Annotated in this window: 11 protein-coding genes and 1 other annotated feature; all 11 genes read right to left on the reverse strand. The window is 45.3% G+C overall.

All coding sequences use genetic code 11. From position 1 onward, the window contains the following. Positions 1–38: 38 nt before the first annotated feature. The 11 genes from rpoC to ANCC_RS17045 all read right to left on the reverse strand — a co-directional run bounded on the left by rpoC (position 39) and on the right by ANCC_RS17045 (position 14,296). Positions 39–3,614 carry a DNA-directed RNA polymerase subunit beta' gene (rpoC, locus tag ANCC_RS16995; protein WP_006568220.1) on the reverse strand — a complete coding sequence of 1,192 codons (3,576 nt, stop codon included), beginning with the start codon at positions 3,612–3,614 and terminating at the stop codon, positions 39–41. Positions 3,615–3,644: 30 nt separating this feature from the next. Beyond that, the gene (rpoB, locus tag ANCC_RS17000) at positions 3,645–7,445 is read right to left on the reverse strand and encodes a DNA-directed RNA polymerase subunit beta (protein WP_022261111.1); all 3,801 of its coding nucleotides are present in this window, start codon (positions 7,443–7,445) and stop codon (positions 3,645–3,647) included. Positions 7,446–7,694: 249 nt separating this feature from the next. After that, a complete protein-coding gene (gene rplL / locus ANCC_RS17005; protein ID WP_006568218.1) occupies positions 7,695–8,063 on the reverse strand; it encodes a 50S ribosomal protein L7/L12 in 369 nt (122 codons plus the stop codon). Between the two features lie 41 nt (positions 8,064–8,104). Further along, positions 8,105–8,626 (reverse strand): 50S ribosomal protein L10, encoded by a 522-nt coding sequence (gene rplJ, locus ANCC_RS17010; RefSeq protein WP_006568217.1) that lies wholly within the window; start codon positions 8,624–8,626, stop codon positions 8,105–8,107. 70 nt (positions 8,627–8,696) lie between these two features. Beyond that, positions 8,697–8,830, reverse strand: a sequence feature (ribosomal protein L10 leader region). 42 nt (positions 8,831–8,872) lie between these two features. Next, a complete protein-coding gene (locus ANCC_RS17015) occupies positions 8,873–9,034 on the reverse strand; it encodes a hypothetical protein (RefSeq protein WP_006568216.1) in 162 nt (53 codons plus the stop codon). Further along, positions 9,034–9,369 (reverse strand): hypothetical protein, encoded by a 336-nt coding sequence (locus tag ANCC_RS17020; RefSeq protein WP_039946920.1) that lies wholly within the window; start codon positions 9,367–9,369, stop codon positions 9,034–9,036. Before ANCC_RS17020 ends, ANCC_RS17015 begins: the two co-directional genes overlap by 1 nt. A 140-nt stretch (positions 9,370–9,509) precedes the next feature. Next, a complete protein-coding gene (locus tag ANCC_RS17025; RefSeq protein ID WP_006568214.1) occupies positions 9,510–10,379 on the reverse strand; it encodes a cysteine ABC transporter substrate-binding protein in 870 nt (289 codons plus the stop codon). After that, complete coding sequence (locus ANCC_RS17030) at positions 10,366–11,130, reverse strand: amino acid ABC transporter ATP-binding protein (RefSeq protein WP_006568213.1); 765 nt, start codon at positions 11,128–11,130, stop codon at positions 10,366–10,368. The genes ANCC_RS17025 and ANCC_RS17030 overlap by 14 nt, the downstream gene beginning before the upstream one ends. A 10-nt stretch (positions 11,131–11,140) precedes the next feature. Further along, the gene (locus ANCC_RS17035) at positions 11,141–11,818 is read right to left on the reverse strand and encodes an amino acid ABC transporter permease (RefSeq protein WP_006568212.1); all 678 of its coding nucleotides are present in this window, start codon (positions 11,816–11,818) and stop codon (positions 11,141–11,143) included. Next, the gene (locus ANCC_RS17040) at positions 11,799–12,458 is read right to left on the reverse strand and encodes an amino acid ABC transporter permease (RefSeq protein WP_006568211.1); all 660 of its coding nucleotides are present in this window, start codon (positions 12,456–12,458) and stop codon (positions 11,799–11,801) included. The genes ANCC_RS17035 and ANCC_RS17040 overlap by 20 nt, the downstream gene beginning before the upstream one ends. A 260-nt stretch (positions 12,459–12,718) precedes the next feature. Beyond that, entirely contained in the window at positions 12,719–14,296 is a 1,578-nt protein-coding gene (locus ANCC_RS17045; protein WP_233458285.1) for an ABC transporter substrate-binding protein, read from the reverse strand. Positions 14,297–14,324: the final 28 nt, after the last annotated feature.

Consider the following 14,324-nt stretch of genomic DNA (forward strand, 5'->3'; position numbering starts at 1 on the left):
CTGCGGATGCAGGGACGGGACCTGTTAAAACCTTGACTCTATTCGAAATCGATTTCGTCTTCGAGTGTCAGTTCTTCTTCCTCTGTGTTGATTTTTACATTGCGGTACCGTTTCATTCCGGTTCCTGCCGGGATCAGTTTTCCGAGGATAACGTTTTCCTTCAATCCAACCAACGGATCGACCTTTCCTTTGATGGCCGCGTCGGTAAGAACTTTTGTCGTCTCCTGGAAAGATGCTGCGGACAAGAAAGAGTCTGTGGCAAGAGATGCCTTGGTAATACCGAGAATAATCTGTTCTGCCTTGGCAGTCTCTAAGTTTCTTTCTTCCAGCTCTCTGTTTGTCTTTTCAAATTCCAGCACGTCGATCATGGCGCCAGGCAGGTAATCGCTGTCTCCGCCTTCTTCGATGCGGACTTTCTTGAGCATCTGGCGGACAATAACCTCTACGTGCTTGTCGTTGATATCTACACCCTGAAGACGGTATACTCTCTGCACTTCGCGGATCATGTAGTCCTGAACGGCGCGGATACCTTTGATCTTTAAGATGTCATGCGGATTGACGGAACCTTCGGTCAGCTCGTCTCCGGCTTCCACTTCCTGTCCTTCCATGACTTTCAGCCTGGAACCGTAAGGAATCAGATAAGCCTTCATGTCTCCGGTTTCTTTATTGGTGATGACAACTTCCCGTTTCTTCTTCGTATCTTTGATCTGCACTTTTCCTGCAAACTCAGAGATGATGGCAAGACCTTTCGGCTTTCTCGCCTCAAAAAGCTCCTCGATACGCGGAAGACCCTGTGTGATATCGTCACCGGCAACTCCTCCGGCATGGAACGTACGCATGGTCAGCTGAGTACCAGGCTCACCGATGGACTGTGCCGCGATGATACCGACTGCCTCACCCACCTGTACTGCCTGACCGGTAGCCATGTTGGAGCCGTAGCATTTTGCACAGCATCCCACCTGTGACTGGCAGGTCAGCATCGTTCTGATCTTGACCTTTGTAAGGCCTGCATCGATGACCGTCTTAGCCCTTCTTGGAGTGATCATGTGGTTTGACTTTACAAGAACTTCTCCTGTTTCAGGATGTTTGATCTCTTCTGCAGCATAGCGTCCTGTGATACGGTCCTGAAGACTTTCGATAACTTCCTGTCCGTCCATGAACGCTTCCACATACATGCCAGGAATCTGTCCGTCCGCATCCAGTCCGCAGTCTGCTTCCCGAATGATCAGATCCTGAGAAACGTCTACAAGACGTCTTGTCAGGTAACCTGAATCGGCAGTTCTCAAGGCCGTATCGGAAAGTCCCTTTCTCGCACCGTGGGCAGAGATAAAGTACTCCAGTACGTCCAGACCTTCACGGAAATTGGACTTGATCGGCAGCTCAATGGTACGTCCTGACGTATCGGCCATCAGTCCACGCATTCCTGCCAGCTGTTTGATCTGCTGATTAGAACCACGGGCTCCGGAATCGGCCATCATAAAGATGTTATTATATTTATCTAATCCTGTGATCAGTTTGTCAGTCAAAACGTCATCGGCGTCAAACCATGTTTTGACAACGGCTTTGTAGCGCTCTTCTTCTGTCATGAGACCGCGTTTGAACTGATTGTTGATGAACTCGGCCTGATCCTGTGCTCCTGCAAGAATTTCCTTTTTCTCTTCCGGCACTGTCATATCTGAAATAGAAACGGTCAGGGCTCCTCTTGTAGAATATTTGTATCCCAGTGCCTTGATATCATCAAGTACTTCGGCCGTCTTTGTAGCGCCGTGGATATTGATACATTTGTCAAGGATCTGCTTTAACTGTTTCTTTCCTACGTGGAAATCAATCTCTAAGTCCAGTGCGTTTTCCGGATTGGATCTGTCTACAAATCCCAGATCCTGCATAATGATCTCATTGAATAAAATTCTTCCGAGAGTGCACTGTACGACCTTGGAAATCTTATTTCCGTCTTTATCAATCTTTGTACGCCTTACATTGATCCTTGCGTGCAGGGTGATCGCTTTATTTTCGTAGGCAAGAAACGCCTCATTTTCTGACTTAAAGTACTTGCCTTCTCCCTTATCTCCCTCTTTTTCCAGAGTCAGATAGTAAATACCGAGAACCATATCCTGTGAAGGAACGGCTACCGGACCACCATCGGAAGGTTTCAGCAGGTTGTTCGGTGACAGCAGAAGGAAGCGGCACTCAGCCTGGGCTTCCACGGACAGAGGCAGATGGACAGCCATCTGGTCACCGTCGAAATCGGCGTTGTAAGCAGTACATACCAGCGGATGCAGCTTGATCGCTTTACCTTCTACGAGGATCGGCTCAAATGCCTGGATGCCAAGTCTGTGCAGTGTCGGTGCACGGTTTAACATAACCGGATGTTCTTTGATGACATCTTCCAGCACATCCCATACTTCCGGCTGGAGCTTCTCTACCATCTTCTTGGCAGATTTTATATTATGGGAAAGTTTTCTTTCCACCAGTTCTTTCATAACAAATGGTTTAAACAGCTCGATTGCCATCTCTTTCGGAAGACCACACTGGTAAATCTTCAGTTCCGGTCCTACGACAATAACAGAACGTCCTGAGTAGTCAACACGTTTTCCGAGCAGGTTCTGGCGGAAACGTCCCTGTTTACCTTTCAGCATATCGGAAAGGGATTTCAGCGCACGGTTACCCGGTCCTGTAACCGGACGTCCGCGGCGGCCGTTATCAATCAGAGCATCTACCGCTTCCTGGAGCATACGTTTCTCATTTCTCACAATGATATCCGGAGCCCCGAGTTCCAGCAGACGTTTCAGACGGTTATTTCTGTTGATGATCCTTCTGTAAAGGTCATTCAGGTCAGAAGTAGCAAAACGTCCTCCGTCCAGCTGTACCATCGGACGGATATCCGGAGGAATGACCGGTACTACATCAAGGATCATCCACTCAGGATTATTTTCAGAGTTTAAGAAGGCTTCTACGACTTCCAGGCGTTTTACGATTCTTGCCCTTTTCTGTCCTGTGGCCGTCTTAAATTCGTCTTTTAAAGATTTTGCCTCTGCCGGAAGGTCGATGGCCTCCAGCAGTTCCTTGATAGATTCGGCTCCCATTCCCACGCGGAAAGAACTGCCGTATTTATCATAGGCATCTCTGTATTCTTTTTCTGTCAATACTTGTTTGTAAGCCAGATCCGTCTCTCCTGCGTCCAGCACAATATAGCAGGCGAAATACAATACTTTTTCGAGACTTCTCGGAGAAATATCCAGGATCAGTCCCATACGGCTCGGAATCCCTTTGAAGTACCAGATATGGGAAACCGGAGCTGCCAGTTCGATGTGTCCCATACGCTCACGGCGGACGTTGGCTTTTGTCACCTCAACTCCGCATCGGTCACAGACAACACCTTTATATCTGATTTTTTTATATTTACCGCAGTGACACTCCCAGTCTTTGCTTGGCCCGAATATCTTCTCACAGAAAAGACCGTCTTTTTCAGGCTTCAAGGTACGATAATTGATGGTTTCAGGTTTTTTTACTTCTCCCCTGGACCACTCTCGGATCTTTTCCGGGGAAGCCAACCCGATCTTAATTGCATCAAAGGCAATTTTATGATTTGAATATTCGTTGCTTGATCCTATCATTAAGGTTGCTCCTTCCTTCTATCTGCACTTCTATGAAATAGTAGTGTCTTCGCCATCTTCAAAGTTCCCCTCTTTAAACCCTAAAGCTCCCAGGGAATTTTCGTTTTCTTCATAATTATTAAATACGCTGTCGCCTTCGATCATCGGTTTCAGGTCCTGGTTGGTGTCAGCCAGGTCTACATTTTCCTTGATCTCGACTTCCTCCGCATTTTCATCGAGTACCTTAACATCTAATGCCAGAGACTGGAATTCTTTCAGCAGTACCTTGAAGGATTCCGGAATACCCGGCTCAGGAATGTTGTCGCCTTTGATGATAGCCTCGTATGTTTTCACACGACCGATAACATCATCGGATTTCACTGTCAGAATTTCCTGCAGTGTATAGGATGCCCCATATGCTTCCAGGGCCCAAACTTCCATCTCTCCGAAGCGCTGTCCGCCGAACTGCGCCTTACCTCCCAGCGGCTGCTGGGTAACCAGAGAATATGGTCCTGTTGAACGTGCATGGATTTTATCATCAACCAAATGGTGCAGTTTCAGGTAATGCATGAATCCGATCGTAACCGGGCTGTCAAACTCTTCTCCGGTTCGCCCGTCTCTCAGTCTTACTTTTCCGGTACTGTCGATCGGCACGCCTTCCCAATCCTTTTTGTGATCCTGATTTTCTCTCAAAAATTCAATTACATTACCGTCAACACGGTCTTTCCATTTCGCCTCAAAATCTTCCCAGCTGGTGTTGGCAAAATCATTGGCCATTTCCAGTGTCACAGCGATATCGTCCTCATCAGCTCCGTTGAATACCGGAGTTGCCACGTTAAATCCTAATACTTTTGCCGCAAGGGACAGATGAATCTCCAGCACCTGCCCGATATTCATACGTGACGGCACACCCAGCGGGTTCAGCACGATGTCCAGAGGACGGCCATTCGGAAGGTACGGCATATCCTCCACCGGAAGGATACGGGAAATAACACCCTTGTTACCGTGACGTCCGGCCATCTTATCTCCCACAGAGATCTTTCTCTTCTGGGCGATGTAGACACGGACTGTTTTATTTACTCCAGGAGGCAGTTCGTCTCCGTTCTCTCTTGTAAAGATCTTCGTATCCATAACGACACCGTAAGCTCCGTGAGGAACTCTCAATGAGGTATCGCGGACTTCTCTGGCTTTTTCACCGAAAATAGCACGGAGCAGGCGTTCTTCCGCTGTAAGCTCTGTCTCTCCCTTCGGTGTTACTTTTCCGACCAAGATGTCACCCGCACGGACTTCTGCTCCGATACGGATAATACCGTTTTCATCCAGGTCTTTTAATACGTCTTCACTTAACCCTGCCAGGTCCCTTGTGATCTCTTCTTGTCCAAGTTTCGTATCACGGGCCTCTGCCTCGTACTCTTCGATGTGAACAGAGGTGTACACATCTTCCTGTACCAGACGCTCGCTCAGCAGGACAGCATCCTCGTAATTATAACCTTCCCAGGTCATAAATCCGATCAGAGGATTTTTACCAAGTGCCATCTCTCCGCTCTTTGTGGAAGCTCCGTCTGCAAGGATATCATCCTTTTTCACACGGTCCCCCTCGAAAACAATCGGACGCTGGTTCATACAGTTCCCCTGGTTGCTCCTTGCAAATTTAATTACATTGTAAATGTCTTTGCCGCCGTCAGAGTCTCTGCGCACAACGATTTTTGTGCTGGTAGATTTCTCCACCACTCCGTCGTTTTTCGCAACGATACATACACCGGAGTCAAAGGCTGCCTTGGATTCCATACCGGTTCCCACCACAGGTGCCTCTGTGGAAAGCAGCGGAACGGCCTGACGCTGCATGTTGGACCCCATCAGTGCACGGTTCGCATCGTCATTTTCAAGGAACGGGATCATTGACGTAGCCACTGAGAATACCATCTTAGGAGATACATCCATCAGATCCAGATTTGCCTTATCAAACTCTGAAGTATCTTCGCGGAAACGGCCGGATACATGGGCGTGAACAAAATGTCCGTCCTCATCCAAAGGCTCATTCGCCTGTGCTACGACAAAATTATCTTCTTCATCTGCGGTAAGATATACAACATTGTCCGTAACAACTGGATTTTCAGGATCTGTCTTATCCAATACACGGTACGGAGCTTCGATGAATCCATACTCGTTGATCCTTGCATAAGTCGCCAGAGAGTTGATCAGACCGATGTTCGGACCTTCCGGGGTCTCGATCGGACACATTCTTCCATAATGAGAGTAGTGTACGTCACGCACCTCGAATCCCGCACGGTCTCTGGACAATCCTCCAGGTCCCAATGCAGACAGACGGCGCTTGTGTGTCAGCTCAGACAGCGGATTGTTGTGATCCATGAACTGAGAAAGCTGGGAACTTCCGAAGAATTCCTTCACTGCTGCGGTCACCGGCTTAATATTGATCAGAGACTGTGGTGTGATCGTCTCGATATCCTGAGTCGTCATTCTCTCGCGGACAACTCTTTCCAGTCTGGAAAGACCAATCCGGTACTGATTCTGTAACAATTCTCCCACCGCTCTGATACGGCGGTTACCTAAATGGTCAATATCATCATGGTTTCCGATATTATATTCCAGATGCATATTATAGTTAATAGACGCTAAAATATCTTCCTTTGTAATGTGTTTCGGAATCAGGTCGTGAATGTTCTTTTTCACTGCCGCTTTTAATTCATCACCGCTTAAACCTTCTGCCAGAATCTTTTCCAGCACAGGGTAAAATACATTCTCATGGATGCCAAGTTCTTCCGGATCAAAATCTACATATTCGGCCAGGTTTACGGTCATATTAGATAATACTTTTGTATTGCCGAATTCAGTCTGGATCAGCACACTCTGAACCGCAGCATTCTGGATCTTATCTGCCAGTTCCAGTGTAACTTCGGTTCCTGCTTCCGCCAGGATCTCTCCCGTGGAAGTATCAATCACGTCCTCTGCAAGCATATGGCCGGTAATGCGGTTTCTGAATGCCAGCTTTTTATTGAACTTGTAGCGTCCGACTTTTGCCAGATCATAGCGTCTCGGGTCAAAGAACATGCTGTTGATCAGGCTCTCCGCGCTGTCCACGGACAGAGGCTCACCCGGACGGATCTTTTTGTATAACTCTAATAAACCGTCCTCATAGTTATCAGACGGATCTTTCTCCATACTTGCAAGAATCTTCGGCTCTTCTCCGAATAATTCTTTGATCTCCGCATTGGTTCCGATTCCGAGAGCACGGATCAATACGGTAATCGGCACTTTCCTTGTACGGTCCACACGCACATTGAAAATGTCATTGGAGTCTGTCTCGTACTCAAGCCATGCACCGCGGTTTGGGATCACGGTCGCAGAGTACAATTTTTTACCAATTTTATCATGGGCAATTCCATAGTAGATACCAGGAGAACGCACCAGCTGACTGACAATAACACGTTCCGCTCCGTTGATCACAAATGTCCCCGTATCTGTCATCAAAGGTAGGTCGCCCATGAAAATGTCGTGCTGTTTGATTTCATCCGTTTCCTTATTATGAAGTCTTACTTTCACCTTCATCGGAGCGGCATATGTGGCATCCCTCTCCTTACACTCTTCGATGGAATACTTGATATCATCCCTGCACAGCTTAAAATCGATGAATTCCAGGCTAAGCTGATCGCTGTAATCCCCAATTGGAGAAATATCCTCAAATACCTCTTTGAGTCCTTCCCCCAAGAACCAGTTGTAAGAGTCCTTTTGAATTTCAATAAGGTTCGGTACTTCCAAGACGTCATCTTGTCTCGCATAACTCATCCTTATGCTCGTACCCGATTTCATTGGTTGAATTCTGTTTTTTTCCATGGACGTGTTCACCTCTTGATTTCTACATGGTTTATATACTACTTCTGATTGTGCGAATCTCTCACAATTTATATAACGAAAAAAAGGCTCGGCTATGGGCATACAATCCCATATTAAAGCATCGCCTAATAATACCACAGTGTCTATGCCGTGTCAAGCACAAATTTCAATAGACGCAAAAAGAATCGGACTGGCATGGCCAGCCGATTCTTTCATGAAGTTTTCTTACATTAGATATGAAACAAAGAACTATTTTAAAGTTACTTTTGCTCCTTCGCCTTCTAACTTAGCTTTGATGTCTTCTGCTTCTGCTTTAGATGCAGCTTCTTTGATCACTTTAGGAGCTCCGTCAACTAATTCTTTTGCTTCCTTTAAGCCTAAGCCAGTTACTTCACGAACGACTTTGATAACTTTAACCTTAGCTCCGCCGATCTCTGTAAGCTCTACGTCGAACTCATCTTTTTCTTCAGCTGCTGCACCGTCTGCTGCTCCGCCTGCTGCTACAACAACACCTGCTGCTGCAGATACACCGAATTCTTCTTCGCATGCTTTTACTAAATCATTTAATTCTAATACTGATAAACCTTTAATAACTTCAATAATTTCCTGAGTTGTCATTTTTATTTCCTCCTAATAATTAATTTAATGTAAACCGCCGATTATTCAGCAGCTTCTGTTGCTTCTTCCGCCGGAGCTTCTCCGTCTTTCTCTGCGATCTGTTTAATAACACGAGCAAAGTTGGTAATCGGAGATTGAATGCTTCCGAGGAATTTTGCAAGTAATTCGTCTCTTGACGGAATGCTTGCGATAACCTGTACGCCGTCTTTGTCGTAGAAAGTTCCTTCTACAACCGCAGATTTCAGGCTGAATACTTCAATGTTCTTTGCGTATTTTGCTAAGATCCTTGCCGGTGCAGTTGCGTCTGTTTTGGAAACAGCGATCGCAGTCGGTCCGGTAAGGTCAGCAGACAACGGTTCAAATTCCGTATCTTTTACCGCAAAACGAATCATTGTATTTTTGTATACCTTGTACTCTACACCTGCTTCTCTTAATTCCTTACGCATTGCTGTATCTTCTTCTACAGAGATACCACGGTAAGAAACTAAAACTGCTGACTGAGCATCTGTAAGCAATTCTTTGATTTCGTTAACGATAGGTTGTTTTAATTCTACTTTTGCCATAATGAATGGTGCACCTCCTTGATTTATTTTAGTGTACCGCCGCTTGGATCCAAATTCCGCAGAATTTTCTATAAGAATAAGAAAAGCCCTTTGTCCGCAAAGACAAAGGGCACAATTAGCTCAATACTAATCATCATCCTCGGCAGGCCGTTCTACGTTACGCCATACGGCGCCTGCTGTCTTCGGCAGTGATACTTGTAGTAATATATCATACGGTGCCGAAAACGTCAACTGGTTTTTTGAAATTTATTGAGTAACCTTTAGTTCCATCGCCTCTTCCGCAAATACCTCCATCAGAATTTTTTGGTAGGCTTTTTGTGGATTTTTTGCGGAGAAATGTTTCTCTAAAGCTTTCATTTTAAGGTCAATATAAATTGCTTTATAATATTTCTTTTCTCCAGATGGCATTATGCAACACTATCCCTTTTTGTATAAAAATACAGTACATCCTCCACCGAATAGTCTTCTTCATCCGCACCATCATCACTGTTATACCACATCCATTTTATTACATAATCCATAAACCAATCTTTTTCTTTCAGCTGAGGGATGATTCCTCCAAAAGCACCATAGTCGCTCGGATGGCCTTTGCCACGAAAAACTAGTGTACCATCGCACTCTTGAATCATGGGTATATCATGTTTTAAAAAACTTTTCTCCAGTGTTCGATATATACTGTTTGCATCATATTTATGTTCCGACTTAATTTTGGATTCGTCCAATTTGATCTCTAACTTTAGCATGACATCCTCCTTGTTTTTTATTTTATTATAACCTTCCAACACTTGTTTGTCAATATTTTACATCTGCAATTCAAGTCTGTCGCTGCTATACAAAAAAACCGATCGGTATACTCCCTGGAGTTCCCTGATCGGTTTTTGTCTTACTTATATTCTTTTAATTCTTTTTCGTTCATGATCACCGTATCGGCTTCAACCGTCTTTCCATATACAGGAAGCAGAGTCTTCTTATAATCCTTCTCAAAGAATCCTTCCTTTGTAAGCTTGGTGATCTCATCATCGATCCAGCCTTTCAGGTCATCATTTCCCTTTTTGACAGCCGGTGCGATAAAGTCATGCTCACCGAGAGATTTGATCCCAGTGGTAAACCCTTTGTTCTCCCTTGCCCATGCATATACCAGTGTATTGTCATGTGCCAGAGCAGCTCCTCTGCCGTCCTTCAATGCATTGAAAGCTTCTGTGTTCTGATCATATTTTAAAAGTTCAATATCCGGATACTTCTGTGTGAAATAAGTTTCAGCAGTCGTTCCCTTATTAACGATCAGCTTCTTTCCTTTTAACTGTTTTACATCGGTAATAACTTTTCCGTTCGGAGAAACCACACCGAGAGAAACTTTCATATATGGAAGTGCATAATCCACGACTTCCTTTCTCTCGTCAGTGACCGTAAAGTTGGCAAGGATCACATCTACCTTATTGCTCTGTAAGAATTCCACGCGGCTCGCCGCTTCTACCAGCACAAATTCCACCTTGTTTTCATCTCCAAGCAGATCTTTTGCGAGACGGTGGGCAAGTACAACATCGTATCCCTGATTCTTTCCGTTTTTATCTACATATCCGAACGGAGGTTTATCACTGAATACACCGACCTTGATCTTACCGTTCTTCTTGATCTGTTCTACAGAAGACTGATTATCACTTTTTTCTGATTTTTTGTTTCCGCAGCCCGTCATCAGCCCTATAGCCATGCTGAGAACTGCCAGTACTACTAAGATTCTGCTAAATTTCTTCATCTTTTTTCATCTCCTCAAAATTAAACATGTTTAAAAACTTCTTTGCCCGTTCTGTCTGCGGATGTTCAAAGAACTCTTTCGGAGTATTTTCCTCCACAATGCGTCCCTCGTCAATGAAGATCACCCGGTCAGCCACAGCCTTCGCAAACTGCATCTCATGGGTCACGATCGCCATGGTCATCCCCTGTTTTGCCAGTTCCAGCATAACGTCGAGGACTTCCCTTACCATCTCCGGATCTAACGCTGCTGTCACCTCGTCAAACAGCATGATCTCCGGATTCATACAGAGAGATCTGACGATTGCCACTCTCTGCTTCTGCCCGCCGGACAGCTGTCTCGGGTAGGCATCCTTCTTCTCTTCCAGTCCGACTCTCTTGAGCAGGGCAACCGCCATCTCTTTTACCTCTTTCGGGTCTCTTTTCTGTGCTTTCGTAGGACCGAGAAGGATATTGTCCAGAATGGTCATGTGGGGAAAAAGATCATAACTTTGAAATACCATGCCGATCTTCTGGCGGATCAGATGCCACGGCACTTTCCCGTCCGAAAGGCTCTGCCCGTCCAGGCTGATCTCTCCGCCCTGAAATTCTTCCAGTCCGTTGATACAGCGAAGCAGTGTACTCTTTCCGCATCCGGAAGGCCCCAGAATAACAACTACCTCTCCCTTATTTATATCAAAAGAGATATCTTTTAATACCTCTGTCTCCCCAAATGCTTTTTTCAGATGACTGATCTTCAATAACTCATTTCCCATTTGCTAACTCCTAACTTTGCCATTTTGCTTCCAGCCTCTTAGCCACGATGGAAATCGGATAGCAGAGGATGAAGTATAAGAAAAATATAAATCCATAGACCCAGAGCGGTGCCGCAGGAGTATTTAAAATACCTCCCTCAATAATCTGCTGTCCGACTTTCAGCACCTCCACCACACCGATGATCACGACAAGCGATGTCGTTTTTACCATCCTTGTGGCAAGATTAATCGCACCGGGAAGGACTCTTCTTACAGTCTGCGGAACTAAAATGTAGCGGTAGATCTGCAGCTTCGTGAGTCCCAGGGACAGGCCGCTCTCCGTCTGATGCCTCGGCATGGAAGTCACGGCTCCCCGCACAATGTCTCCCATCTCCGCAGTTCCCCACATGGTGAACACTACAATAGAAATAAACTCACCTTCCAGATGGATGCCCATAGCCCTTGTAAGTCCGAAGTAAAATAAGAACAGCCACACCAGAATCGGAATAATGCGGATAGCCTCCAGATAAAGCCGGCAGACCGCCTTGACGATTAGATTCTTTGAGGTCATGATGATCCCGAATATCACCCCGAATATCAATGAAAGCACGACGGCCACCAGGGCAATCTTAATGGTCACAGCCAAACCGGACATGAGCCGTGCCATATTTTGTCCTTCAAATAAAATATTAATTCCCGAAGCCAGCATACCGAGCCTTCCTTTCTAAGACACTGAAAATAACCGAAATTGGAAGCAAAATAATTAAATATGCCACAACGAGCATAAACAGCGCTTCATTTGTTTTATAATACATGCCAATCAAGTCTTTGGCTACAAACATCAGGTCCGCAAGAGCAATCGCACTGAACACCGAGGTCTCCTTCAGAAGAAAGATCACATTGGCCCCCACCGACGGCATGGCAATAGCCAAAGCCTGCGGCAGTATAATATAACGCATCAGCTGAGGCTTTGTGAGCCCGATGCTCAGACCGGATTCTTCCTGGATCTTATTGACTGCCTCCAGCCCTCCGCGGAAAGCTTCTGACATATAGCTGGCACCGAGAAACGTCAGTCCGATCACAGCGATAACAAACGCATTTAATTTAATTCCGATCTTGGGCAGTCCATAGTACAGAAAAAACAGCTGGATCAGCAGAGGCGTATTTCTGGAAAGCTCTATATAAATTCCTACAATCCTGTTCAGCACAGGAACTCTATAATAACGGACCATAGAACATAAGAATCCGATCACCACTGACAGCACGACGCCCAGGGCTCCGATTCCCAGCGTTAGTTTCATTGCCTCTATATAGAGAGGTATATTTCGTTCTATAAATAACCAATCCATTTTTTGTCCCTTCTATATTTCATACTTTTTTGGTATGTATTATATGAAATAGTATAAACTCCATTTTAAACCTTGTCAATATAAGACATCCGAAATTAATCGTACATTTTTCTATGGGAAAAGTCAACTTTTGTATTCACTTCTTTCCTTTAGTCTATGCCTTTTTCAAGAGAAAGTTCGTTATGTAAAACTTTCCCTCTGTGAAACAGAGAAAAAGGAGGCAGTATCCTATGCTGCCCCCTCTGGTTCTGCTCTTCCTGTTATTTTAACAGTTCACTGAAGGGCCGGTCAATATCCTTCACTTCTATCTTATGACTGCCATTTCCCACAGCAGCAAACTTTCTTTCTGTATATACCGGCATTGTAAGACTCTCATTGAGAATTTTTTCATCGATCTCTTTACACACTTTCCCTGCTTCTTTTAAATCTTCCGCCTTTTTAAGCCGGGCATTCAGACTTACAAGTTTCTCATCCTGAAAGTTTCTTTCGTCCAGAAACGCTCCCACTGAGGTCAGAGAAGGTATGGCTGCATTGCGGTAATAGAGGTCATAGTTTCCGGAATCCGTCGTCTTGACAATGATGCCTGCCGCTTTCATATCTTTGGTAAACTGCTGTACAAATAAATCCGCATACAGGATGCCGTCCGCTTTCAGAGTGAGAGACAACTCCTTTCCGCCTTTTTCAAAGATCCCCTTTTTATTCTTCTCATACCCCGCATTTTTCAGACATTCCTCTGCCTTTTCCTTAGAGTAAGGATACATTTCCTTTTCCGCTCCGGCCATAAAGCTTCCTTCCTTAAAATTAGAAAAAGCTGCCTGCCCGCTGTCTCCCAGAGAGTCTGTCACAAATCTCTCTTTCTGAAAAGCATAGCAGACTGCCTGCCGCACTTCTTTTTTGTTTACTGCCGATTTGCTGTCCGATTTAAAATCCAAAACTGCCTGTACATCACTGCTTCCGTGATACAGGGTAATCACCCCGGATTTCTTAAGGCGGGAGATCAGGCTTTTGTTGGCCTGGAACTGTGTGATATCCACATTTCCCTTCGTGAGCATTGCCTCGATATTATTGCTGTTTATATTTTTGACAAGAATATTTTTCTCCTTGACTTTCCCGTCATAATAATTCGGGTTGGCTTCCAGAGTCATCGGAAGGTTGGCCGGCTGTCCCTTCAGCATAAATGCGCCGGTATATAAGTACTTGTTTTTTGCCCTGTTGGCCGTTCTGCCGATTCCTCCCGTAAACAGATACATATTGGCCGGGTCCGGCTCGGTAAAATGAAATACAAGCGTTGTATCATCCTTGACTTCAATCCCTTCCATATCCTCTGACTGGGTCAGTTTATTTGAATCATAGCCTTTGAGCCTTGCAAAACAGTCACGGAAACCAAAGGAAGATCTCCCGTCTCCAAGCAGCAAAAGATCTTTTTTCACATCGGCGGCGGCAAGTTTTGATCCGTCACTGTATTTCAGTCCGTCCTTTAATCTGACTGTATATGTTTTCCCTTTCGAAGAAACATCGATGTCTTCTGCCAGGATATAATCTATTGAGCCGTCCTGCTTAATCCTGATCAGAGGAGAAAACAAAAGATCGGAAAGGGTCTTCTCTCCTGAATATTCTGCAAACGCCGGATGAAGGCCTCCCTGGTAGTTCTGGATACCTACTGCAGTTTCCTCTCTTTTTTGTCCCGCAAGTTCCTTTTCCGCTTTGTAAAGCACCTCTGCGGAATCTTCTCCACTGTTCGTCATAAAATATACGGCAATCCCCAGGATCACCGCGGCGGCAAAGGCCACGGCCACTCGATTTCTCTTTTTCTGTAAAAAGTCTTTTGCCTTTTCCAACGTTCTCCCTCCTGTTGTCTTTGTCATT

The organism is Anaerostipes caccae L1-92 (genome assembly GCF_014467075.1).
Taxonomy (GTDB): Bacteria; Bacillota; Clostridia; order Lachnospirales; family Lachnospiraceae; genus Anaerostipes; species Anaerostipes caccae.

Coding starts and splice junctions, on each gene's coding strand:
- ANCC_RS17015 (WP_006568216.1), bottom strand. CDS start 9,034: ATGCCATCTGGAGAAAAGAAATATTATAAAGCAATTTATATTGACCTT.
- rpoB (WP_022261111.1), bottom strand. CDS start 7,445: ATGGAAAAAAACAGAATTCAACCAATGAAATCGGGTACGAGCATAAGG.
- ANCC_RS17040 (WP_006568211.1), bottom strand. CDS start 12,458: ATGGATTGGTTATTTATAGAACGAAATATACCTCTCTATATAGAGGCA.
- ANCC_RS17020 (WP_039946920.1), bottom strand. CDS start 9,369: ATGCTAAAGTTAGAGATCAAATTGGACGAATCCAAAATTAAGTCGGAA.
- rpoC (WP_006568220.1), bottom strand. CDS start 3,614: ATGATAGGATCAAGCAACGAATATTCAAATCATAAAATTGCCTTTGAT.
- rplJ (WP_006568217.1), bottom strand. CDS start 8,626: ATGGCAAAAGTAGAATTAAAACAACCTATCGTTAACGAAATCAAAGAA.
- rplL (WP_006568218.1), bottom strand. CDS start 8,063: ATGACAACTCAGGAAATTATTGAAGTTATTAAAGGTTTATCAGTATTA.
- ANCC_RS17030 (WP_006568213.1), bottom strand. CDS start 11,130: ATGGGAAATGAGTTATTGAAGATCAGTCATCTGAAAAAAGCATTTGGG.
- ANCC_RS17035 (WP_006568212.1), bottom strand. CDS start 11,818: ATGCTGGCTTCGGGAATTAATATTTTATTTGAAGGACAAAATATGGCA.
- ANCC_RS17025 (WP_006568214.1), bottom strand. CDS start 10,379: ATGAAGAAATTTAGCAGAATCTTAGTAGTACTGGCAGTTCTCAGCATG.